The organism is Nocardiopsis sp. B62, from assembly GCF_018070675.1.
GTDB classification, from domain to species: domain Bacteria; phylum Actinomycetota; class Actinomycetes; order Streptosporangiales; family Streptosporangiaceae; genus Nocardiopsis; species Nocardiopsis prasina.
Genome location: NZ_JAGPXK010000017.1, coordinates 38,882 through 62,233 on the forward strand (window position 1 = coordinate 38,882; position 23,352 = coordinate 62,233).

Here is a 23,352-nt window from a genome sequence, read left to right on the forward strand (position 1 = left end):
TCCCGGAGGCCGGGTACCACCCCGTTCACTCGAAGACTCAGCGCTTCCAGTAGAAGACGTCGGCGGTCGCCGAGGTGATCCGCGCCTCCGCCTTGCCGAACTGCGCGACCCGGACGCGCACCCGGCGCCCGGCGGCCAGGTTGCCCTTCCAGGAGTAGGTGAAGTGCGCCTTGCCGCCCACGTGCACGGGGCTGTCCAGCGGGCGGTTGCGGGCCACCTTCCAGCCGCCGTCACCGTTGGGCTCGTACTCGGTGAGGCGGATCTGCGCCTCGGCGCCGGAGTCGAGCCCCTCCAGGGTCACCCCGACCGAGACGTCGTAGTAGGCGCCCTTGGTCTCCTCGACCCCCACCAGGGCGTAGAACTCACCGGTCTCGCCGTCGTGCCGCCGGTCGAAGGCCAGGCTCGCCCAGCTGCCCGACTCCAGGGTCTGGGCGTTGTCCTTCTCGAACCTGCGGTGTGAGGGCATGTCGTCTCCTTCAGAGTTTCCGGGAGCCTGTGCGAAGGTGCCGTCCTTGACCAGCTGGTAGGCCTTGTCGCCGGGGCAGGACGTGGAGATGAAGTCACGGTGGCCGAGCACCCTCCCGGAGATGGAGGTGTCGGGTTCCATGAGCCACTGGCGCAGCACGCGGACCGCGTTGATCTGCTCGGGCGTGATGGTGTCCGAGGGTCCGGTGGCCAGGGTGCAGGAGTAGTGCGAGGAGTTCCCGCCGGGCTGGGCGGCCTGGGTGCGGTACAGCCCGCGCCCCTCCAGCACGTACCCGTGCGGACACGCCATGAACGAGTTGCCCGTGTAGTACACCGTGCCCCGGCGCCGGGCCAGCCAGGTGCCGTTGGGGGTGGTGGGGCACCACACGTGGCCGCCGTAGGTCTCCTCGCTGATGGAGAACGCCGCTTCGCGGGAGGCCGCGGCCTTCGGCGAGAAGTGGGTCCGACGGTGCAGCTCCACCCTCCACATGGCGTGGCCGGTGGAGTCGGCGGGCGGCACACGGGTCAGCGAGGTCGCGTGTCCGGCCAGGATGGCGGCGAACTGGAACGCCTCGGCCGCCGCACGGTTCCTCTGGCCGAGCGCCCGCGCGTCGTCTGTCCCGTTGTCGTGCCCCTCCGCCAGGAGGGACACCTCGACGAAGCGTTCGAGCTGCGTTCGGGTGAGGGAGCACAGGAACGCGTGGGTGGGAACCCGGTCCGGAGCCTGCTCCAGCAGGATCCGACCGGCGTCCACGGAGAGGTGGAACTCGACCAGGTCCTGGTTGGGCACCTCACGCCAGCGAGGAACGCCGTCCGAGTCCGAGCCGGTACGGGGGAACCGATCGCACGCGGGACCGAAGAGGTCCCCGAGGCAGGCCCTGATCCTCGCGACGTTCCGGGCGTCCTCCTCCCGCGGCTGGTGGATGACCACACCCGTGTCGGGTTCGCGGCCCCTGCCCGGGGGCTCCACGTGGCCCTCGGTCCAGAACCACCCGATCACCTCGACGAGGGAGTCGTCCCACTTGGGTTCGTCGGGCAGGCTGTCGCAGGGAGCGGACAGGGGAATCCCGTCCCAGTGGGTCAGCGACTCGGTGGTCGCCCACACCCGCTCCCGGCTCTGCTGTGTGCGTTCCGCGTGCCCGGTCGCGGCCCACGTTCCGTCCGCCGCCCTCTGGCGTTCGGTGCCCGTCCGTCGGTGGGACCGTTCCACGGGCCAGCGGTGCTGGGGGGTGGTCAGGGAGGAGTGCGCACGCCCCTCCATGCGGACGAGCGTGCGCTCGGTGGCGGGGAAGACGTTGACGGCCTGGACCGGCTGCCACTGGGAGGTTCCGGTCGTGTGGTCGAGGGTCAGGACCACGTCGCCCGCGCGGAGGTCGCGGAAGGTCCGCCAGCCGTCCTCGGTGAGGATCTGCGTCTCCTCGTCGGCGCAGTAGCCGATGTCCGCCCAGCCGCGGGAGGGGCCGGTGTGGAAGTTTCGGGTGTTGCGCCAGTAGGTCAGGCAGGCGGAGTGATCCTTGTTGGCGAGGTTCTGGTCGCCGCTGTCGTAGTGGATGACGAGACCGGAGCGGGGGTTGGCCTGCTCGGCGGGGGAGGCACCCCAGCCCAGATCGGACCTGGACACATATTTGCTTGGTCGAGGCATACACCTATTGTCCCCTGCGAGGACTTCTCTACGTGGTGAATCCGTGACAACGGGCTATATGTGAATAGGGTGATCTCTGAGCCAGGAATCCCTTTTGCGAATTCTGTGGCCGGAGTGGTTATCGGGGCCAGAGGAACACCACGGCCTCCGCCGCGACCAGGTGCGCGTCGGCCTCACCGAACTGCGCGGCCCACACCTCCACGCGATGTCCCGGCTCCAGCCGGTCCTTCCACGCGTACGTGAACCCCCCGTGCCCGAACCCGTGCGTGGTGACCTCCACCGGCAGGTCCCGGTGGGTCCGCCACCCTCCCGATCCGTCGGGAGCGAACTCGACCGCCCGCAGCCGCACCTCGTGATCCGGGGTGATGTTGGTCAGCGTCACCCCCACCGAGAGGTCGTACAACGCGCCGGAGGGTTCGTCGGCCCCCACCAGTTCGGCCGGGTCCGCCGGGGCCAGGCCGTTGCGGAGGTCGAAGCCGATCCGGTGCCACTCCCGTGGCTTCAGGGCCTGGGCGGTGGTCTTGACGAAGCGTCGGTAACCGGGAGTCGGGGGCATGGCAGTTCCTCGCGTCGGGGTCGGGTGGCCCTGCCACCTGCGGTCACATCAAAAAGTAATCGAGTAGGCACCATTCGTGCGTGTGGCGGTGTGGGCGCGTCCCGAGCCGGGTGCGCCACGATGGGGGGACCGCCCCTCGAAAGGTGTGACCCATGCGCTCCGCCCACTCCGTCAGCGCCGTCCGGCAGGCCGAACAGGCGCTCATGGCCCGACTGCCCGAAGGCACGCTGATGCGCCGCGCCGCCATGGGCCTGGCCGTCCACTGCGCCCGCCTGCTGCCCCGTGTCCACGGCGCCCGCGTGACCCTGATGGTCGGCGGCGGCGACAACGGCGGCGACGCCCTCTTCGCGGGGGCGGACCTGGTTGCGCGCGGTGCCTCCGTGCGCGCGGTGCTGGCAGGGAGGCGCGTCCACCCCGAGGGGTTGGCCGCGCTGGTGGCGGCGGGTGGCGGGGTGATCGAGGGTGTGACCACTGGGGCTCATGGGGCCACAGATATTTCTGAGACTGGTGGGGATGGTGGTCCGCGGATCGCAGTCGAGGCGGAGTCGGCGCTCCTGGAAGCCGACCTCGTCGTCGATGGTCTCGTCGGGATCGGGGGGCGCGGTGGCCTGCGCGAACCCTACGCGGCGCTCGCCGCCCTGGCCTCGGACTCGCGCGCCGTCGTGGTCGCGGTGGACCTCCCGAGCGGAGTGGACGCCGACACCGGGGAGGTCGCCGGGGAGGCCGTACGGGCGGACGCGACGGTCACCTTCGGCACGTACAAGCCGGGGCTGTTCGTCGACCCGGGGGCCGGGCGGGCCGGGCGGGTGAGCCTCGTGGACATCGGGCTGGGGCCGGAGCTGCCCGACGCCGACCTCGTCCGTCCACAGCCTGTGGACATCGCCCGGCTCCTGCCGATCCCCTCCGCCGAGGACGACAAGTACCGCCGGGGCGTGCTCGCCGTCCGCGCCGGATCCGACCAGTACCGGGGAGCCGCCGTCCTGTGCGTCGGCGGCGCGCTGCGAACCGGAGTGGGCATGGTCCGTTACGGAGGCGGTGAGGACGTCCTCTCCCTGGTGATCTCGCGGTGGCCGGAGGTCGTGGGGCTGCACCTGGACCCGACGAGCAGCACGGACCTCGCCCCGGGGCGGGTCTCGGCGGTGGTGGTCGGACCCGGTCGCGGCACCCACCCCGCCAACGCGGACGAGCTGCGGGCGCTGCTGGAGAGCGACGTCCCGGTGCTGCTCGACGCCGACGCGCTCAACCTGGTGTCGAGCAGCGTCTCCCTCACCGAACTCGTGCACCTGCGGAGCGCGCCGACACTGCTCACACCGCACGCCGGCGAGCTGTCCCGGCTGCTGCCGGACACCGACCGCGCCGAGATCGAGGCGCACCGGCTGGCGCAGGTCACCCGCGCCGCGAAGCTGTACAGGTCCACGGTCCTGCTCAAGGGGTCGACGACGGTGATCGCCCACCCCGGGGAGCGGACGGTGGTCAACCCCACGGGCACCCCGCTGTTGGCCACGGCCGGTTCGGGCGACGTGCTCTCGGGGGTGGCCGGGGCGCTGTTGGCCTCGGGCCTGTCCGCGCGGGAGGCCGCGATGTGCGCCGCCTACCTGCACGGACGGGCAGCCGTGCTGGCCCGGGGCGGTGCCCCGATCAGCGCCTCGGACCTGTTGGACGCGCTGCCGCTCGCCGTCGCGGAGCTTCGGCGCGCGGCCGACTGAAGCCGTCAGGAGCGGGAGCGGGCGGCCTCCAGGCCCAACCGGACGATGTCGGTGATGAAGTAGTCGCCGGGGTCGCGCGCGTCGCGCAGCAGGTGCAGCTTCGCGTCGTCGACCCACATGTACTCGGTGTGCTTGTCCGCCTCCAGGACCGGGGCGGACAGGTCGCCGTCCACGCGGACCAGGTAGTCCACCTCGCGGCGGGTCACGCCGTCGCCCGGGTCCCAGTCCAGCCGGTACAGCTCGGCGACCACGGCAGACAGGGTCCAGCCGGTCTCCTCGTGGATCTCGCGGGCCAGGGCCCCGAGCATGGTCTCGCCGTCCTCCACGTGGCCGCCGACGACGTCCCAGCAGTTCGGGAACACCTTGCGGGTGGCCGACCTGCGCTGGGCGAAGGCGCGCCCCTGGGCGTCGACGACCACGGCCCCCGCGACCCAGCGCTCCCCGTCGGCGGTGTCGGGGAAGGTGATCCCCTCGGCGATCTCCACGTTCACGGTGTTCTCCTTCACGGGTGGTCCTGTGCGGGGGTCCCCTCGGGCGCGGAGCCTCGGCGGGGCAGGCGCAGCGTGAGCAGTTTGGCGCGCGGTGCGAGCGTCCCGGCCAGGTCGAACACGCCCTCGGTGCGGCTGCGGTCCTCGTCCAGCACGGAGAACAGGTTGACGCCCAGGTAGAAGGTGATCGCCGCGTTCGCGACCTCCTGGGCGGGCAGCAGCCGACCCAGGGCCGACCCCCCGAGCACACGATCCCACTCCCCGGCGATGAAGTCGATCCAGGGGCGGGAGCGCTGGTTGATCTCCGCGCGCAGTTCGGGCTTGGTGACCGCCGCCGCGACCAGCTCGGAGAACTCGGCGATGTAGCCGCGCTCCAGGTCGGTCCGGTAGACGCGGGTGGCCACCTCCACCAGCTCCTCCAGGGTGTGGGCGGCTCCGGCCATCTCGCGGTACAGGGCCATGCGCTCGGCGCTGGACCTGTCGAGCGCCGCGAGCAGGAGTTGGTCGACCCCGCCGAAGTGGTAGAAGACCAGCGCCGAGTTGGCCTCCGCGCGGGCGGCGATCGCCCGGGCCGAGGCTCCGGCGTAGCCCTCCTCGCGCAGGACCTCGCTGGCCGCCGTGATCAGGCGGTCCCTGGTCTCGGCGCTGTTCTTGCGGCTCCCGCCGCCGGTCCTGGACATGGTCCTCCCTCGGGTCGGGGTTCATCATACGGTTTAATCAAGTGATTAAACCGTGTGCTTTAATCATGTCGTCAAAGTGCGACAGCGAGGAGTGCCACCGTGACGCAGCCCCCCGAGTTCTCCGCCGCCCCCGAACCGGGGCGGGACCCCGAGACGAGCCATCCCCGCGACGCCGAGATCGCGGAGCGCTGTGCGGCCCCCCACCGCTCCTTCGAGCCGATCCGGGGCGTCCCTGCGGACGGGGAGGGCCTCCCCAGGCCCTCGACGGCCCGGTGGGTCCTGGCCGGGATCGTCCTCGCCGCCTTCGCCGCCCTGCTCGCCGTACGGGTGACCAGGTTCGGCGGCCTCGACCAGACCGCCCTGTTCTACGTGGGGCTGCCCGCGTTCCTGGCCCTGCTCGTGATCCTCTGCGTCCGGGCCCGCGGCGGGCTCGGCGCGGCCATGGCCGTCACCACGGTCTGCCTGCTGCTGGCCGGACCGATGCTCGGCGAGGGGATGGTCTGCCTGGTCATCTCCGCCCCGCTCATCTACGGCGTCGTCGCCCTGGTCGCCTGGGTGGTCGCCTCGATCCGGCGGCGCGGCCGGCGCCACCCCCACGCGATGCTGGCCGTCCCGATCCTGTTCGCCCTGGCCATGGAGGGGATCGGCGGGTTCTCCCTGCTGCCGCGCGAGGACTCCGGAACGGGTGCGGTTCTGGTCGGCGCGACCCCCGCCGAGGTCGCCGCCGCGCTGGCGGCCCCGCCCGGGTACGACGCCCCCGACGCCTTCCTGCTGAGCGCTGTCCCCTTTCCCGAACCGGTCGAGGCGCTCGGTTCGGGCCTGGAGGTCGGAGACACCAGGACCGTCCACTTCACGCCGCGCCGGACCCTCGCGCCCGGCGCGGAGCCCACCCCGCGCCACCTGGGGCTGGAGGTCGCGGAGAGCGACGTGCGCGCGGACGGCGGCCGGGTGGTCTTCGAGGTCACCGAGGACACCGCCTTCGCCAACTGGATGGAGATGGAACGCGCCGTGGCCACCTGGCGGGGCGAAACCGACGGGACCCGGCTGGCCTGGGAGATCGAGTACACCCGCACCTACGACCCCTCCTGGTACTTCGGGCCGGTGCAGTCGCACGTCACGGGCCTGGCCGCCGACTACCTCGCGCGGACCTTCCAGGCGGAGGCCCAGGCGCTCACGGGCGGGGAGCCCCGGCGTTGATTCCCGCACTCACCCCCGCCCCGGAACTCCCCTCCCTGCTGGTCCGGGGCGCGGGCCTGCTCCTGCCGCTGCTCGCGGTCACCGCCGCGTGCCTGTGGCGGGCACCCCGGCCCCGGGAGGTCGCTGCGATGATCGTCGCCTCGGGCTGGGCGCTGTTCACCCTCCTGCCGCTGAACCTGATCGCGCTGCGGGCGGGCTGGTGGTCCTTCCACGCGCAGGGCGCCGTGTGGCAGGGGCTGCCGGTGGACCTGCTGCTGGCCTGGGTGCTGCTGTGGGGCGCGCTGCCCGCGATCATGCTCCGGATCCTCCCGGTCCCGCTGGTCACCGCGGTGCTCGTGTGGCTGGACCTGATCCTCATGCCGCTGGCCGAACCGGTGGTGGTGCTGGGGCCGCTCTGGCTGCTCGGGGAGTTCCTGGGCGCCACCCTCTGCCTGATCCCCGCGCTGCTGCTCGCCCACTGGACCCGGCGCGGCCAGCTGGTCCACGCCCGGATGTGGACACAGGCGGTGCTTGCCCTCGGCCTGATGGTCGTCCTGCCGGTGTACGTGCTCGCCACCGCCCCGGCCGGGCTCGCATGGACACCGACCACCTCCTGGCGGTGGTGGACCGCCTCCCCGGAGACCCTGACCGCCGGGGCGCAGGTGCTCGCCCTGGTCTGCCTGCCCGGTCTCGCGGCGGCACGGGAGTTCGCGGCGGTGGGCGGCGGGACACCGCTGCCCTACGACCCGCCCGCACGGCTGGTGACCAGCGGCCCCTACGCGTACGTGCGCAACCCGATGCAGCTCACCGTCACCCTCCTCTACCTGGTTTTGGGCCTGCTCCACCCGCCGCTGCTGCTCGGTGTCCCGGTCGCCCTCGCCTACGGGGCCGGGTTCGCCGCCTGGCACGAGGGCGGGCAGCTGCGGGCGGCCTTCTGCTCGGACTGGGACACCTACCGCGCGGGGGTGCGCGCGTGGCTGCCGCGATGGCGGCCGTGGCCCGGGAGGGCGCGGGGCACCCTGTACGTGGCGGCGGACTGCGGCCCGTGCCGGGGCGTGGGCGCCTGGCTGGCGGCGCGCGGACCGACGGCCCTGACCCTGCTCCCGGCCGCCGAGCACCCCGAAGTGCTGTACCGGCTCACCTACGAGACCGCGGAGGGGGTCCGGTGGAGCGGCGTCGCCGCCCTGGCCCGGTCCATGGAGCACCTGCACCTGGGGTGGGCGATGGCCGGGTGGGCGCTCTCCCTGCCGGTGCTGCGCCACTTCGTCCAGCTGTGCGGGGACGCCTTCGGCGTCGGGCCGCGTCCCTCCAGGAAACCGGACACACCGGCCATCTTGTCCAGTTCGGGCTGACGCGAGCCCACACCTGAACAATCGCCGCGAACTCACATGTTCCACGGGACCCCCTCGCCGTTATGCTCGGGCGGGGCCGCGCCTCCCTTCGGAAACGCCCGGCCCACACCGCACCCAGCCCCCCGGCACGAGGAAGTCCATGGAAGAACAGGCGATGCTCGCGCGCGACCTCGTGCTGCGCGTCTGTGCCGGTCCCACCGAGTTCGCTCCCCAGTGGCTCCGGGCCAGGGGCAAGGTCACCGCCCCCTTCGTGATGGCGCGCGACCGCGACCTCATCCGGGGCCTCGTCGAGGCCGGACGGGCCCTGGGGGTCGACCGGCTCCTGGTCTGCCGCACCCGCGCGGAGTACTCCTACGACCCGGTGACCGAGGTGCCCCTCGACACCGACACCCTCATCGACCTCATCCGGGGGTGGGGGCCCACGCCCACCGACTTCCTCGTGTGCGTCGAGGACTTCTCCGCCGCCGTGCTGGTCTCCGCCAGCGAACTCACCGTCGCCGCCGGGCCGGTCGACTTCGTCCGCGAGATCGTCGGCCCGGACATCCCCGGGGTCCGCGCGAACTTCGCCACCAGGGCCCTGGACGGCAACCGGCCGGACCTGCTCCGGGCCGCCCAGCACTACAACTGCGTCGATCCCGGCGCCCGGCACGCGCGGGCCCCCCGCAGCCCCGGCCCCGACCTGGCCGAACGGCTCGCCCGAAGAGCCGAACGCGCCCGCGGGCGCAACCCCGGAACGGTCCGGTTCCTGCGCGCTCTGCGCGGCACCTGGGGCTGGGCCATGCTCGGCGTCCTGCTGCTCGCACCCCTGGCGGTCCCGGCCCTGGCCGCCGCCCCGCCCGCCCTGTTCCTCACCTACCTCCTGCTCTTCCAGCTGGCGCTGCTGGCCCGCTCCCGGACCGTCTCCTTCGCCACCCTGCTGAGGGTGGCCGCGCTCGGGGCCCTCCTGCTCTGGCCACTGGCACTGGCCTCCGCGCTGGTCAGCGGAGCGCTCGGGTGGGACATCGACGACGTGCTCAGCCAGACCTATGTGGCCGTCACCGTCGAGGAAACGGGCAAACTCCTCCCGCTGCTCCTCCTCGTGCTGCTCGCCCGCCGCCGCGTGCGCCGCCTGTCCGCCGTGGACTTCCTCCTCCTGGCGGCCGCCTCCGGGGCCGGGTTCCAGCTGGCCGAGCGGCTGTTCGTCGGGATCTCCGCGCCCCTGGCCGACCCCGTCACCGGGCTCGTGAGCGGGGCCGCGCCCGAACCGTACGCGGGGCACGCCGTCGCCACCGGCCTCATCGGCGCGGCCCTCGGTCTGGCGATCGTCGGACGCCGGTACGGGGGCTGGCTGTGGCTGCTGCCGGTCCTGGCCACCTCACTGGTGTTCCTGGACCACCTGGACGTCAACGCCCGCGCCGCCGGGGCCCGGCTCGACGCGTTCTCCACCTTCGTGCACACGCTGTTCGGCGGCGGCTCGCTGACCCCGTGGCTGCTGCTGCTCGCCCTGCTGTTCGCGGTGGCGATGGACTACCGGGTGATCGCGACGGCGGCGGAGACCACGCCCCCGCTGCCCGGCCGGACCCCGCTGCCGGGGCTGCGCCGGTGGGCGCACGGCAGGTCGGTCGCCCTGCGGGTGCGCATCCCCGCCGACATCGCCCCGACCTTCCGCCGGATCGCGCTGTCGTGGGTCAACCTGCCCGCCACCCTCGCCACCACGGTCACCACCATCGCCCACGAACTCGCCACCGCCACCATGGCCGCCAAGCAGGGCCCGGGCGCGCTCGGCGACGCGCTCCGGTTCCTGCGCTGGCGCCGGGCCAACGCGATGGGTGAGGCCCGCTCACGGGGGAGGAACTGGCGCCGCTACCCCTCCGAGGAGGAGCTGGCAGACAGCGCCCGCGACCTGGCCCGGAGGATCGGCCTGGCCGGAACCGGGGGCCTGCTGGTGGCCGCCACCGCGCTGCTCGCCCTCGGCTCCGGACCCGTGCCGGGCGCGGTGCCGGAGGGAACCCCCGGCTACGAGGGCACCCCCGGCTACGCGGTACGGGCGGTGGAGCTGATCCTCGGCTGGCTCACGGCGGCCGACACCGCCACCCTCGTGTGGACCGCACTCGTCGGGCTGGCGGTGCTCAGCCTGCTCACCATGGGCAACGCCGTGCCGCACGCCCACCCGCGCATGGGCGAGTTCCTGCGGGCCCCCACCGCCAACACCGGCGCCATTCTGGGGATGCTCGCCCCCGGTCAGGTCGGGTACGCGTTCCTGGGACTGGTCGGTCTTATCCTGCCCGCGAGGGTCAACCAGCTGATCCGCCGCTGAACCGCAGGATCGTCCGGGCCCGTTCGATGACGGGGGCGTCGACCATGCCCCCCTCGAACCCGAACGCGCCGCCGTGCGCCTCGGCCGCCGAGAGCACCCGGCGGGCCCAGGCGACCTCGTCCTCGGTCGGCAGGAAGGCCGAGCGGACCGCGGGCACCTGCCGGGGGTGCACGCACGCCTTGGCGTCGAAGCCCGCGTCCGCGGCGTCGCGCGCCTCGTGGCCCATCCCCGCGACGTCCTCGATGTCGGTGTACACCGTGTCGATCGCGAACCGGCCGGACGCCCGCGCGGCGAGCAGGACCGTCCAACGGGCGTGCTCGGCCACGGGCGTCCGGCCCCGGCCGGGACGCTGGCGCCCGCCCAGGTCGGCGGCCAGGTCCTCCCCGCCCCACATCAGCGCGACGCAGTTGTCCGCCCGGGCGATGGACGGCGCCTCCAGGACACCTGCCGCCGTCTCGCACAGGGCGATGACGGGCCGGGGCGCCAGCGCCTCCACCTGCTCCCGGGAGGCGGTCATGGGCAGCATCACGACGGCGTCGGGCAGGTCGGCGAGGGCACGGACGTCGTCCTCGTGCCACCGGGTGCCCACCGCGTTGACGCGCACGACGATCCGTCCGGTCCCGAGCTCGCGCAGGGCGTCGACCGCGTGCCCGCGCGCGACCGCCTTGTGCTCCGGGGAGACCGCGTCCTCCAGGTCGACGATCACGGCGTCCGCGAGCCCGGCCGCGCCCCGGACGCGGTCGGGCCGGTCGGCGGGGCAGAACAGCGGTGCGGGTCCGGGCCAGGGGAGGGGTCGGGTTCGCGAGGGCATCAGTCCAGCCCGCCGCGCTTGACCAGCTGGGAGACGATGACGTTGCGCTGGATCTCGTTGGTGCCCTCGCCGACGATCATCAGGGGCGCGTCGCGGAAGTAGCGCTCCACGTCGAACTCGGTCGAGTACCCGTAGCCGCCGTGCACGCGGATCGCGTCCAGGGCGATCTCCATCGCCGCCTCGGAGGCGAACAACTTGGCCATGCCCGCCTCCATGTCGCAGCGCAGCCCGGCCTCCGCCTTCTCCGCCGCGTTCAGGATCAGCTGGCGGGACGCCGTGAGCTTGGTGGACATGTCCGCGAGGTAGTTGCCGATGGACTGGTGGCGCCACAGCGGCTTGCCGAAGCTCTCCCGCTCCTGTGCGTAGCGGAAGGCGTCGTCGAAGGCCGCGCGGCCCACCCCCAGGGCACGGGAGGCCACCTGGATGCGGCCGGTCTCCAGCCCCTTCATCATCTGCGCGAACCCCCGGCCCTCCTCGCCTCCCAGGAGGGCGGCGGCGGGGGCCCGGTAACCGTCGAAGCTGAGTTCGCAGCTCTCGACCCCCTTGTAGCCGAGCTTGGGCAGGTCCTTGGACACGGTCAGCCCGGGGCCGTGTTCGACGAGGAGGATCGAGACGCCCCGGTGCTTGGGCTCGGCGGCCGGGTCGGTCTTGCAGAGCAGGGCGATGAGCTGGGACCGGCGGGAGTTGGTGATCCACGTCTTCGTCCCGTCGACCACGTACTCCTCGCCGTCACGGCGGGCGACGGTCGTCATGGCCTGGAGGTCGGAACCGCCGCCGGGTTCGGTCAGGGCCATGGTCGCCCGGATCTCGCCGGTGGCCATCCTCGGCAGGTAGTGGTCCTTCTGCTCCTGGGTCCCGTAGGCGAGGAGCAGCTTGGACACGACGGTGTGTCCGCCCATGGCACCGGCCAGGGACATCCAGCCGCGGGCCAGCTCGGCCGTCACGAGCGCGTAGCAGGGCATGGACACACGGGAGTCGCCCCAGGGTTCGGGGATGGCCAGGCCGAAGACCCCCATCTCCTTCATCTGCCCGATGAGCTTCTCCGGGTAGGTGTCGGAGTGTTCGAGGTCGCGTGCGACGGGGCGCACCTCGCGATCCACGAACTCGCCGACCAAGGAGACCACGGCCTGTTCTTCACTGCTCAACTCGGTCATCGCGGGTTCCTTCTCTGCTTCTTGCCTGTGACTGTGCCGGTGCGCTGGCGGCCTCGGCTGGCTGGTGGTCGTGGTGGGCGGTGGTCGTGGCGGGGTTCAGGGCGCGAGGACGGCGGACGCGCTGATCGATGTGGGACCGCCCTCGGCCGAGGCGGACAGCACGAGCTCGTCGCCGTCGACGGCGTGCCCGTCGGCGATCACCCGCTGGCCCGAGAACACCGGCGTGTGCAGGCGGAACGCGAACGACTCCACCATGCGGTCCGGGTACGCCGTGCGGGGGATCTCCATCAGGAGCAGGGCCAGGAGGGGGCCGTGCACGACCAGCCCGGGGTAGCCCTCCACGTCCGTGCAGTAGGGGAGGTCGTAGTGGATGCGGTGGGTGTTGTAGGTCAGGGCGCTCACCCGGAACAGGAAGGTGGGATCGGTGTCGAGCACGACCCGTGTGGTGCCCGGCGGGGGCCCCGCGTCCGTTCCGGCGAGTGCCTCCTCGGGCAGCGTCGCGGGCCGCTCGGGCGAGCCGCCCCGCGTCGGGCGCCGGTCCCCGGAGGGCTGGGAGCGGTAGACGACGTCCTGGTCCTCGACGAGCAGCACCTCGTCCCCTCGGCGGAACCGGGAGCGCACGGTCACGAACACCATCTCGCCGCTGCGACCCCGCTTGACCTCGATCCGTTCGAGCGAGGAGTCGCGGGTGACCTCGTCCCCGATCCGGATGGGGGCGTGCCAACGTACGCGTGCGCCCGCGAACATGCGGCGGCGGTCCGGGACGGGTGGGAGGAAGGCCCCCTCGGCGGGGTGCCCGTCCTCGCCCAGGTCAGACCGGGACGGGTGGTCGAGCAGGTGGAACCAGTGCCACATCGGGGGCAGGGGGTCTCCGGGCGCCAACCGCGTCGGCAGGTCCAGCGCCCGCGCGAACGCCTCACCGGGCCACGGGTCGACGACCCCGGTGACGCTCACCGGCGCGGGGTCCCAGCCCTCGACGGCCTTGCTGAGAAGGGACATGCGTGTTCCTCCGTCTTTCTCTCTTGTGGTCGGTCAGAGGCCCAGGACCCAGGAGGCCAGGGTGAAGATCGCCAGTGGGACCAGGGCCATGGCCACGAGGTTGAGCCAGACCCCTCCACGCATCATCTGACCGATGGTCACGTGGCCCGAGGCGATCGCGATGGCGTTGGGCGGGGTCGCGATCGGCAGCATGAAGGCGAACCCGGCGGCGAAGACGGTCGTCATCACCAGCAGCAGCGGGTCGTGTCCCAGGCCGGCCGAGATGCCGGCCATCACCGGGACGTACGTGGCGATCGTGGCGGTGGTGCTGGTCAGCTCGGTCAGGACCAGGATCAGTACGGCGACCACCACGACCGTGACCACCACCGGGACGCCCGAGAGGAACGCGACGTGTCCGCCCAGCCAGTCGCTCAGCCCGGTGTGGGTGATCATCGCGGACATGCTGAGGCCGCCGCCGAACATCAGCAGGATTCCCCAGGGCACATCGGCGGCGTCCTCCCAGCGCATCAGCATCTGGCCCCGGCGGGCGTGGACGGGCAGGACGAAGCAGGCGATCGCGGCGACGACGGCGATGCCCGCCTCCGAGACGCGCCCCAGCCACGGTGCGAGCTCGGCCAGCGGTGCCCAGCTCGCGAGGAAGGGGACGAAGACCCACGACAGCGCGGTCGCGGTGAACAGGGTCGCGATGATGCGCTCGCCGCGGCCCATGCGGCCCAGATCGCGCAGCTGGCTGCGGACGAGGTCCTCGCCGCCGGGAATCTCCGTGATGCGCGGGGGGAAGACGAACCGGGTCAGCAGGAACCAGGCGATCACCAGGAACAGCATGGACAGCGGCGTTCCCACAAGCATCCACTGGGCGAAGGTGATCTCGATGCCGTGGGTCTGGGACATGTAGGCGACCACGAACGCGTTGCCCGGAGTGGCGACGATCGTCGCCGTCGTGCTCATCGTGGCGCCGTAGGCGATGCCCAGCATGAGGCAGACCGAGAAGTTCCGGTCGACCTCGACGCCGTCCCTCCTGAGCAGCGCCAGGATGGACAGCCCCATGGGCAGCATCATCATCGCCGTGGCCGTCGAGCTCACCCACATGCTGATCAGCGCGGTGGCGAGCATGAACCCGCCGATCAGACGGGTGGGCCTGGTGCCCACCGCCAGGACGATGCGCAGGGCGACCCGCCGGTGGAGCCCCCACCTCTGCATGGCCAGGGCCAGGACGAAACCGCCCAGGAACAGGAACACGATGTCGGAGGCGTAGGGCGCGGCGACCGTGGTGACGTCCGCGACCCCGAACACGGGGTAGAGGGCGATCGGCAGCAGCGCGGTCACCGCGAACGGCACCGCCTCGGTCATCCACCAGACGGCCATCAGGACGGTCACGGCCGCGACCACGCACGCGGAGGTCGTCAGCTCGTTCTGGCCGGTGGCCAGGAGGGCGAACACGGCCAGCCCCAGCACGGGGCCCAGCCCGAGCCCGATCGCGCGCCGCAACGGCATGCGCTCGGTCTCGGCGGTTCCGGTCCCGGTCGTGCCGGTTCCTGATTCGAGGGTGGCGTCGTCGGGCGGAGCGCCGGGGGAGGCCTCGGGGCGCTCGTCCGAGGTCTGCGGCGCCGCGTCTGCGGGCACCGGCGAGGCCGTTCCTCGACCGCCGCCGCGACCGTTCTGTCTTGCCATGGGGGGTTCCTCTGTCCGGACGGGGTCAGACCCCGGGGCGGGGGGTGATGTTCAGGGTCGGGGAGGCGATGGGCGCGAAGAAGTCGTCACCCTTGTCGTTGATCACCAGGAAGGCCGGGAAGTCCTCGACACGGATCCGCCAGACCGCCTCCATGCCGAGGTCGGAGTGGTCCAGGACCTCGACCTCGCGGATGCACTCCTCGGCCAGCCGTGCGGCGGGTCCGCCGACGGACCCCAGGTAGAAGCCGCCGTGCCTGCGGCACGCGTCGACGACCTGCCGCGAGCGGTTCCCCTTGGCCAACATGACCAGCGAACCCCCGGCCCGCTGGAACTCCTCGACGTAGCCGTCCATGCGTCCCGCCGTGGTCGGGCCGAAGGAACCGGACGGGCGACCGTCCGGGGTCTTGGCCGGACCGGCGTAGTAGACGGGGTGGTCCCGCAGGTACGCGGGCATCGGCTCGCCGCGCTCCAGGGCGGCCCGGACCCGGGCGTGCGCGATGTCGCGGGCGACCACGATGGTGCCGTCGAGACTCACCCGCGTGCCGACGGGGACACCGGAGAGCTGTGAGCGGATCCGGTCCATGGGCTGGTCCAGGTCCACGCGCACCGCGTCCTGGGAGAGCCGTTCGTCGGAGACCGGCGGCTGGAACCGGGCCGGGTCGGTCTCCAGCCGTTCCAGGAAGGCGCCCTCCGGGGTGATCACCGCCTTGGCCTGGCGGTCGGCGGAGCAGGACACCGCCATCGCGATCGGAAGCGAGCCGCCGTGGCGCGGCAGCCGCACGACGCGGACGTCGTGGCAGAAGTACTTGCCGCCGAACTGGGCTCCGTAGCCGATCCGGCGGGTCAGCTCGTGCACGCGCCGCTCGAAGGCGTGGGCGCGGAAGCCGTGGCCCAGGGGCGATCCCCGATCGGGCAGCGCGTCGAGCTGTCGCGTGGAGGCGAGCTTGGCGACGGTGAGCGCCTGATCGGCGCTCGAACCGCCCACGACGATCGCCAGGTGGTAGGGCGGGCAGGCCGCGGTGCCCAGGGAACGGAGCCGCTCCTCCAGGAAGGCGAGCATGCGCTCCTCCTCGAGCACGGCCTTGCTCTCCTGGTACAGGAAGGTCTTGTTGGCGCTCCCGCCGCCCTTGGCCATGAACAGCAGCTCGTACCGGGGCTCGTTGCCCGGCAGGAGCTTGACGTCGATCTGCGCGGGCAGGTTGGTGCCCGTGTTGACCTCGTCCCACATGGTCAGCGGTGCCATCTGGGAGTAGCGCAGGTTGAGGCGGGAGTAGGCGTCGTAGACCCCGGCCGAGATCTGCCGGTGGTCGTCCCCGTCAGTCAGCACCGCGTTGCTCCGCTGCCCGATGACCACGGCCGTGCCGGTGTCCTGGCACATCGGAAGCACGCCCCCGGCGGCCACCGCTGCGTTGCGCAGCAGGTCGGAGGCGACGAAGCGGTCGTTGCCGCTGGCCTCGGGGTCGTCGACGATCGAGCGCAGCTGCGCGAGGTGGGACGGGCGCAGCAGATGGGCCATGTCCTCCATGGCCTGCCGGGTCAGGGTCCGCAGCACCCGGGGCCCGACCTCCAGGAAGGGGCGACCGGCGACGGTGCGCGACCGGAGGCCTTCGGTGCCGACGAGGCGGTACTGGGTGGTGTCCGGACCCAGGGGGAGCGGTGCGGTGTAGGGGATCTCCGACACGGGTGTCTCGGGCAGGGGGGTCTGCGAGACGCCCTCCTCGGGCAGGGGGTTCGTCACGAGGTCCTCCCGGTTCCGGCGGGACCGGCCGAAGAGGCGCCGCCGCTCGGGGACTCCGCGAGTTCGGCGAGCTCGGCGCGGATGGCCTCAGTGTGTTCCCCCAGAGCCGGGACCGGTCCCATCACGGGCTCGACGCCCCCCGGAGTCACCGGTGGGAGCAGCGCCCGGACGGGTCCTCGCGGTGTGTCGACCTCGCGCCAACGGTCGCGGGCCGCGAGCTGGGGGTGGTCGGCGAACTCGGCCATGGTGCGCAGGCGCGCGTTGGCGATCCCCGCCCCGTCCAGCCGTTTGGTCGCACCGTCCGCGGTGAGGTCGGCGAAGGACGCCTCCACGGCCTCCGCGACCCGCTCCTGGTTGCGCACACGGTCGCTGTTGGTCGCCAGCTCGGGGGCGGAGGCGAGTTCGGGGCGGCCCAGCACACGCGTGCACAGGGCCTGCCACTCGCGGTCGTTCTGCACCGCGAGGAACACCTCGGCGCCGTCCCCGGTACGGAAGGGGCCGTAGGGGGAGATGGAGGCGTGGCGGGCCCCGGTGCGCCGGGGGGCCGTCCCCCCGTAGTTCGCGTAGTAGTACGGGTAGCCCATCCACTCGCCGAGGGCGTCCAGCATGGCGACGTCCACGTGGGTGCCCGAACCGGTGGCCTCGCGTTCGTACAGGGCCGCCAGGATCCCGGAGTAGGCGTACATTCCGGCGGAGATGTCGGCGATCGACACCCCGGCCTTGGCGGGTTCCTCCTCGGAGCCGGTGATCGACAGGAGCCCGGCCTCGCACTGGATGAGCAGGTCGTAGGCCTTCTTGTCGCGGTAGGGGCCCTCGGTGCCGTAACCGGAGATCTGACAGGTGATCAGCCGCGGGTTGCGCGCCCGGAGCGCGTCGGCGCCGAACCCGGCCCGCTCGGCGGCGCCGGGCGCCAGGTTCTGCACGAACACGTCGGCGCGGTCGATGAGCCTGCCGAGCAGTTCCGCGTCGCCGGGGTCCTTGATGTCCAGGGCGAGGCTCTCCTTGCCCCGGTTGATCCAGACGAAGTGGCTCGACATCCCCTGGACGGTGGTGTCGTAGCCGCGTGCGAAGTCGCCCGAGCCGGGGCGCTCCACCTTGATCACCCGGGCGCCGAGGTCGGCGAGCTGACGGGTGGCGAAGGGGGCCGCGACCGCCTGCTCGATGGAGACGACGGTGACACCGTCCAGAGAGGGCATGGGTAACTCCTTCGGCGCCTCCTGGCGGGGAGACGCGGTTGGGGGCCGGGCGGATCGGACCACCGCTCACGGTGGCCGCGTGCGCCGCGGGTCACTGGTGGGTGTGACGCGCGGCACGAACGGCGACGGGAGAGACAATAATTTATAAATGACAAAATGCCAAGGTGCGATAGTCTGATCCCCATGTCGATCGAGCGCGCGGAAGCCCCGACCAAGTCCGAGGTGGCCTACCGCGCACTGCGTGACGCCATCCGCTCGGGAGAACTGCCTCCGGGGGAGCGGCTACGGCTCCAGGACCTCGCGCGCAGGCTCGGGATGAGCCTGACCCCCGTGCGGGACGCCCTCCGGATGCTCGCGGCCCACGGCCTCATCGAGCAGAAGGCCAACCTCGGTGCCGTCGTCGCCCAGTGCACCCCCGAGCGGGCGGAGGACGTGTACCGGCTCCGCCTCGTCCTCGAACCCATGGCGGCCCGGCTGGCCGCGGAGCAGGCCACGGACGCGCAGCTGGAGGAGATGGCGGAGGCCCTGAAGGTCCTCGACCGGGCCGTCGCGGACGGGCGCAACGAGGACATCACCGGGCTGAACGTCCGTTTCCACCGAACGGTCTACGGCGCGGCCCGCTCCGACTACCTCATGGACTTCATCGACCGGCTGTGGAACGGGGTCCCCTACCAGGCGATCAGCCTCGTGGGGCGTGCCCACGCGTCGTCCGAGCAGCACCACGCGATCATGGCCGCGCTCCGGGACCGGGACGGCGAGCTGGCCGCCGAACTCATGCGCGCGCACATCGACGAGGCGGCCGAGCACACGATGCGCCAGCTCACTGCGGAGACCGCTGGCGACTGAGGTGGTCGCCGGTGCGCCCGACGGGCCGGGATGGTGTGCCCAAGGCCTCCGGCCCGGGGTTGAACACGCCAGGCGGACTCGGGGCCCGGATTCCGTCCTTGGGCGTGGTCCGAGGCAGCCCGTGGACCTACACGACCGGGACCGTGCTCGGACCCCTACGGTCCGGCCCGGGGCCGAATGCGTCAGGTGGACCCGGGGCCAGGATTCGGTTCTTGGGCGTGGTCCGAGGCAGCCACCGGTGGGGCCGAACCGGGGCGGCCCGGGGGCGGATCGCCCCAGGGAGCCCGGGGTCGGGTCCCACCTGGTCGGTACTTCGCCGTGCCCCGGTCAGCCCTCGAACGGCTCCACGCCCAGCGGGGGGTCGAAGGCGCGGACGCGGGGCGGAGCGCCCTCGTACGGCTCCACCCGGACCCGCACCAGCTGACCGGTGCACCCCTGGGACAGCGACGAGGTGCCCACATCCTCGGTGAGGGCGTTCGGGTTGCCGTGCACGCAGGTGACGTCGGTGCCCGAGGGGTCGTACCAGGCACCGGTCGAGAGCTGGACCACCCCGGGCCGCAGGGCGTCACTCACCACCAGACCGGCCAGGCACGAACCCCGCGCACCCGACACACGCACCACCTCGCCGTCGCGGACCCCGGCCCGCTCGGCGTCGTCGGGGTGCATCCGCATCGGGTCGCGGCCGTCGACCTTCCGGGAGGCGCTGTAGGCACCCATGTCCTGCTGACTGTGCAGCCGGGTGCCGGGTTGGTTGGCAACGAGCACCAGCGGCAGGTCCGCGTCGTCGGCGCCGGTCACCACCGGACCGGGCAGCCAGACCGGGTGCCCGGGGCAGTCCTCGTAGCCGAAGGACGCGATGGTTTCCGAGTACAGCTCGATCCGCCCGCTCGGCGTCCGCAGCGCGTTGGCCTCGGGGTCCTCGCGGAACTCGCCCAGGTGGGTCTCGTCCTCGACCCGGCCGGGCATCTCGATCCGCCCCCGCTCCCAGAACTCGTCGAAGCCGGGGATCTCCAGGTCACGGCGCGCCAGCAGCGACCGCCACCGCTCGTAGGCCACCCGCGCCCACTCGCCGCTGGTCCGCCCCTCGGTGAACTCCTCCCGCACACCCAGACGTTCGGCCAGGTCGGCGTAGGTGTCGTACTCGTCGCGCGCCTGCCCGTGCGGCGCGACCACGCGCGGCATCGCTCGCAGAGCCAGGTCGCCGTGGCTGGCGGCCATGTCGTCCCGCTCCAGCACGGTGGTCGACGGGATCACGATGTCGGCGTGCCGGGCGGTGGCCGTCCAGTGCGTCTCGTGCACCACCACGGTGTCGGGACGGCCGAAAGCCCTGGTCAGCCGGGCCAGGTCCTGGTGGTGGTGGAAGGGGTTGCCACCCGCCCAGTACACGAGCCGGATGTCCGGGAAGACGCGGCGCTCGCCGTTGAAGTCGTAGGCCTGCCCGGGACGCAGCAGCATGTCGGAGACCTGCGCGACCGGGATGGAGGCGGTCACGGCGTTGTTCCCCTGCGGCATGCGCGGCAGCCCCAGCGGGGTGGCCCCGCCCCCGTAGTTGCCCATGGAGCCGTACCCCGACGCGAACCCCGCCCCGGGCAGCCCCACCTGGCCCAGGACACAGGCCAGCGCGAACCCCGCCCACAGCGGCTGCTCGCCGTACCTCGCCCGCTGGAGCGACCAGCCCACGTTCACCAGGGTGCGCTTCTCGGCCATCCGCCGGGCCAGGGCGCGCAGGTCGGCGGCGGGCACCCCGCTCACCCGCTCGGCCCACTCGGGGGAGCGCTCCACCCCTCCCGGATTCCCGCGCTCGTCCCGCTCACCCATGACGTAGGCGCGCACGCGGTCCGCGCCCTCCGTGTAGCGGTCGAGGAAGGCGGTGTCGGCCAGCCCCTCGGAGAACAGCACGTGCATGAGGGCCAGCATCACGGCGGTGTCGGTCCCCGGCCGGAGCGAGACCCACGCCGACTTCACCCCGGCGTCGGTGTCGTCGCGCAACGGCGACACCGAGACGAACTCGACGCCGGCGTCCGAGGCCGCGCGCATCGCCTGGGCGGCGGTCTGCGAGTCCCGCCCGCCCGAGGTGGTCCACGTGTTGCTCACCCGCAGCCCGCCGAAGCTCACCAGGAGCTCCGTGTGCTCGCGGATGCGCTTCCAGGACGGCACCCGCCGGAACAGGCGGTTGGCCGCCCGCGTGCCGATCAGGTGCGGGAACAGCACCTCGAGGGCGGCGTGGCTGTAGGTGTTCACCGACCGCGTGTAGCCGCCGATGGTGTTCAGGAACCGGTGCAGCTGGCTCTGCGCGTGGTGGACGCGACCCGCGCTGCCCCAGCCGTAGGAACCCCCGAAGACCGCCTCGTTGCCGTGCTCCGAACGCACCCGGTCCAGCTCCCCGGCGAGCAGGTCCAGAACGGTGGACCACTCCACCTCCACGTAGGAGTCCTCGGGGTCCCCCCGGAGCGGGTCGGGGCCGGGGCCGTGCTCCAGCCAGCGGCGGCGCACCGCCGGGCGGGCCACCCGGGTGCGGTGGTGCTGCGCCACGGGGGTGTTGCCGATGACCGGTGACGCCTCCGTGTCCTCTGGGTTGGCGCGCACGCCGACCACCCGGTCGTCGTGGACCTCGACCTGGTAGCTGCCCCAGTGGGCGCTGGTCGGGCGAAGCGTCGCGGACATGTGCACTCCCGTGTTCCCCTGCGTGACCCGGACGGGGGTTCGACCCCTGTCCCAGGTCACACTCTACGCAGCGCGGGGGGCGCGCCTCGTGCGGCGACGGGACGCGGTGCGATGATGATCCGCGCAGCCAACACCAGGACACACGCGGCAAGGGAGCAGGCGAAGATGGGCGAGCTCAGGTCACGGCGGTCGGTACTCGCGGTCCCGGGGTCCAACCCACGGTTCGTGGAGAAGGCCCGGGGACTGGAAACCGACGCCTTCTTCCTGGACCTGGAGGACGCCGTCGCGCCGACGGAGAAGGAGGCGGCCCGCGCCACCGTGGTCCGGGCGCTCAACGACGGCGGCTGGGAGGGCCGGGTCCGGTCGGTGCGCGTCAACGACGTCGCCACCGAGTGGGCCTACCGCGACGTCATCGCCGTCGTCGAGGGGGCCGGGGCGCACCTGGACACCCTCGTCCTGCCCAAGGTCACCGAGGCCCGGGACGTCCACTGGCTGGACACCCTCCTCACCCAGATCGAACGCGCCTCGGACCTGCCGGTCGGCCGGATCGGGATCGAGGCGCAGATCGAGGACGCCAAGGGACTGGTCGAGGTGGACCGGATCGCCGCCGCCTCACCCCGCCTGGAGACCCTGGTCTACGGACCCGCCGACTTCATGGCCTCGGTCAACATGAAGAGCCTGGTCGTGGGGGAGCAGCCGCCCGGCTACGACACCGGTGACGCCTACCACCACGTCCTCATGCGCATCCTCGTGGCCGCGCGCGCCCACGGACTCCAGGCCATCGACGGCCCCTACCTCCAGATCCGCGACGTCGACGCCTTCCGCAGGGCGGCCGGGCGCACCGCCGCGCTCGGGTTCGACGGCAAGTGGGTCCTGCACCCGCTCCAGGTGGAGGCGGCCAACGAGGCCTACGCGCCGACCCAGGAGGACTACGACCACGCCGAGCTGATTCTGGACGCCTACCGGCACGCCACCACCGTCGACCGGCGCGGCGCCGTCATGCTCGGCGAGGAGATGCTCGACGAGGCCTCCCGCAAGATGGCTGTGGTCGTGGCGGGCAAGGGCCGCGCCGCCGGGCTCACCCGCACCCGCACGTTCGACCCCGGCGCCTGACCCGCGACCACCGGTCTCGCACCCCTCCGGCCCGCCTCTTACCGACCTCTCACCAAGGTGGGAGAGCATGTCCCCCATGGAAAGCACCGCCACCGTCCTGATCGCCGACGATGACCGGGCCATCAGGGAGTCCCTGGAACGCGCCCTCCAACTGGAGGGGTACACGGTGCGAACGGCGGCGGACGGCGTCCAGGCGCTGGCCGCCGTCCACGCCGACCCCGTGGACCTGCTCGTCCTGGACGTGATGATGCCCGGGGTCGACGGGCTCGGAGTGGCCCGCGTGCTGCGCGCCGAACAGGACAGGACCCCCATTCTCATGCTCACCGCCAGGGTGGAGACCCCGGAGCGGGTGGCGGGGCTGGACGCCGGGGCCGACGACTACCTCGCCAAGCCCTTCGAGCTCGACGAACTCCTGGCGCGACTGCGCGCCCTGCTGCGCCGCGCCGCACCCGTGCCCGAGGAGGCCGACGGCGACGCTCCTCTGCGGGTGGGCGAGCTGCGGCTGAACGCCAGGGCCCGCCGGGTCTGGCGGGGCGAACGCGAGATCGAGCTGTCCAAGACCGAGTTCGACCTGCTCGAACTGCTCATGCGCAACTCCGGGATCGTGCTCGACCACGCCACCATCTACGACCGCATCTGGGGCTACGACTTCGGTCCGGAGTCCAAGAACCTCGCGGTCTACATCAGCTACCTGCGCCGCAAGCTGGAGGACGGTGGCCCGCCGCTGATCCAGACGGTCCGGGGTGTCGGGTACACGCTGCGTCCCCAGGGGTGAGGCCCGTGTCCGCTCCCGCTCCCG

General features: G+C 72.5%; 18 protein-coding genes. 7 read left to right on the forward strand and 11 right to left on the reverse strand.

All coding sequences use genetic code 11. The features are described from left to right. Positions 1 to 37 precede the first annotated feature (37 nt). Both KBX21_RS18075 and KBX21_RS18080 read right to left on the reverse strand, forming a co-directional pair. Positions 38 to 2,086 (reverse strand): hypothetical protein, encoded by a 2,049-nt coding sequence (locus KBX21_RS18075; protein ID WP_307869230.1) that lies wholly within the window; start codon positions 2,084 to 2,086, stop codon positions 38 to 40. 139 nt (positions 2,087 to 2,225) lie between these two features. Continuing rightward, positions 2,226 to 2,663, reverse strand: coding sequence for a hypothetical protein (locus KBX21_RS18080; protein ID WP_210842606.1), 438 nt, complete (start codon positions 2,661 to 2,663; stop codon positions 2,226 to 2,228). Positions 2,664 to 2,815: 152 nt separating this feature from the next. On the opposite strand from KBX21_RS18080, the gene KBX21_RS18085 reads away from it, so the two are divergent. Beyond that, on the forward strand, positions 2,816 to 4,369 hold the full coding sequence (locus KBX21_RS18085) for an NAD(P)H-hydrate dehydratase (RefSeq protein WP_210842607.1): 1,554 nt from the start codon (positions 2,816 to 2,818) through the stop codon (positions 4,367 to 4,369). Positions 4,370 to 4,374: 5 nt separating this feature from the next. Here the strand turns inward: KBX21_RS18085 and KBX21_RS18090 are convergent, their stop codons facing one another. Together KBX21_RS18090 and KBX21_RS18095 are read right to left on the reverse strand one after the other, a co-directional pair. Then, positions 4,375 to 4,875: an NUDIX domain-containing protein gene (locus KBX21_RS18090; RefSeq protein ID WP_307869231.1), complete on the reverse strand. Its 501-nt coding sequence runs from the start codon at positions 4,873 to 4,875 to the stop codon at positions 4,375 to 4,377. After that, positions 4,872 to 5,537 (reverse strand): TetR/AcrR family transcriptional regulator, encoded by a 666-nt coding sequence (locus KBX21_RS18095; protein WP_017546835.1) that lies wholly within the window; start codon positions 5,535 to 5,537, stop codon positions 4,872 to 4,874. The genes KBX21_RS18090 and KBX21_RS18095 overlap by 4 nt, the downstream gene beginning before the upstream one ends. A 99-nt stretch (positions 5,538 to 5,636) precedes the next feature. Here KBX21_RS18095 and KBX21_RS18100 point away from each other — a divergent pair, with 99 nt between their 5' ends. The 3 genes from KBX21_RS18100 (at position 5,637) to KBX21_RS18110 (ending at position 10,361) form a co-directional block, all read left to right on the forward strand. Next, complete coding sequence (locus KBX21_RS18100) at positions 5,637 to 6,734, forward strand: hypothetical protein (RefSeq protein ID WP_374225732.1); 1,098 nt, start codon at positions 5,637 to 5,639, stop codon at positions 6,732 to 6,734. After that, positions 6,734 to 8,065 (forward strand): isoprenylcysteine carboxylmethyltransferase family protein, encoded by a 1,332-nt coding sequence (locus tag KBX21_RS18105; protein ID WP_210842629.1) that lies wholly within the window; start codon positions 6,734 to 6,736, stop codon positions 8,063 to 8,065. Before KBX21_RS18100 ends, KBX21_RS18105 begins: the two co-directional genes overlap by 1 nt. Before the next feature lie 139 nt (positions 8,066 to 8,204). Then, positions 8,205 to 10,361, forward strand: coding sequence for a PrsW family glutamic-type intramembrane protease (locus KBX21_RS18110; RefSeq protein ID WP_210842608.1), 2,157 nt, complete (start codon positions 8,205 to 8,207; stop codon positions 10,359 to 10,361). On the opposite strand, the gene KBX21_RS18115 is transcribed toward KBX21_RS18110, so the two are convergent. From KBX21_RS18115 to KBX21_RS18140, 6 genes are all read right to left on the reverse strand, one after another. Next, on the reverse strand, positions 10,339 to 11,172 hold the full coding sequence (locus KBX21_RS18115; RefSeq protein WP_210842609.1) for a CoA ester lyase: 834 nt from the start codon (positions 11,170 to 11,172) through the stop codon (positions 10,339 to 10,341). The two genes, KBX21_RS18110 and KBX21_RS18115, sit on opposite strands and share 23 nt — an antisense overlap. Then, complete coding sequence (locus KBX21_RS18120; protein WP_210842610.1) at positions 11,172 to 12,326, reverse strand: acyl-CoA dehydrogenase family protein; 1,155 nt, start codon at positions 12,324 to 12,326, stop codon at positions 11,172 to 11,174. Before KBX21_RS18120 ends, KBX21_RS18115 begins: the two co-directional genes overlap by 1 nt. Positions 12,327 to 12,422: 96 nt before the next feature. Next, positions 12,423 to 13,325, reverse strand: coding sequence for a MaoC family dehydratase N-terminal domain-containing protein (locus tag KBX21_RS18125; protein WP_210842611.1), 903 nt, complete (start codon positions 13,323 to 13,325; stop codon positions 12,423 to 12,425). 33 nt (positions 13,326 to 13,358) lie between these two features. After that, positions 13,359 to 14,996 carry a DASS family sodium-coupled anion symporter gene (locus KBX21_RS18130; RefSeq protein WP_234003861.1) on the reverse strand — a complete coding sequence of 546 codons (1,638 nt, stop codon included), beginning with the start codon at positions 14,994 to 14,996 and terminating at the stop codon, positions 13,359 to 13,361. Between the two features lie 25 nt (positions 14,997 to 15,021). Continuing rightward, a complete protein-coding gene (locus KBX21_RS18135) occupies positions 15,022 to 16,677 on the reverse strand; it encodes a FumA C-terminus/TtdB family hydratase beta subunit (protein ID WP_210842631.1) in 1,656 nt (551 codons plus the stop codon). A 53-nt stretch (positions 16,678 to 16,730) separates the two neighbouring features. Next, positions 16,731 to 17,930, reverse strand: a complete 1,200-nt coding sequence (locus KBX21_RS18140; RefSeq protein WP_210842612.1) for a CaiB/BaiF CoA-transferase family protein — start codon at positions 17,928 to 17,930, stop codon at positions 16,731 to 16,733. A 183-nt stretch (positions 17,931 to 18,113) separates the two neighbouring features. Between KBX21_RS18140 and KBX21_RS18145 the strand changes: the two genes are divergently transcribed. Continuing rightward, positions 18,114 to 18,776: a GntR family transcriptional regulator gene (locus KBX21_RS18145; protein ID WP_049569293.1), complete on the forward strand. Its 663-nt coding sequence runs from the start codon at positions 18,114 to 18,116 to the stop codon at positions 18,774 to 18,776. A gap of 327 nt (positions 18,777 to 19,103) precedes the next feature. Here the strand turns inward: KBX21_RS18145 and KBX21_RS18150 are convergent, their stop codons facing one another. Then, positions 19,104 to 21,440 carry a molybdopterin-dependent oxidoreductase gene (locus tag KBX21_RS18150; RefSeq protein ID WP_210842613.1) on the reverse strand — a complete coding sequence of 779 codons (2,337 nt, stop codon included), beginning with the start codon at positions 21,438 to 21,440 and terminating at the stop codon, positions 19,104 to 19,106. Positions 21,441 to 21,605: 165 nt separating this feature from the next. On the opposite strand from KBX21_RS18150, the gene KBX21_RS18155 reads away from it, so the two are divergent. Next, the gene (locus KBX21_RS18155; RefSeq protein ID WP_210842614.1) at positions 21,606 to 22,553 is read left to right on the forward strand and encodes a CoA ester lyase; all 948 of its coding nucleotides are present in this window, start codon (positions 21,606 to 21,608) and stop codon (positions 22,551 to 22,553) included. A gap of 76 nt (positions 22,554 to 22,629) precedes the next feature. After that, positions 22,630 to 23,328, forward strand: coding sequence for a response regulator transcription factor (locus tag KBX21_RS18160; protein WP_210842632.1), 699 nt, complete (start codon positions 22,630 to 22,632; stop codon positions 23,326 to 23,328). The last annotated feature ends 24 nt before the right edge of the window (positions 23,329 to 23,352 follow it).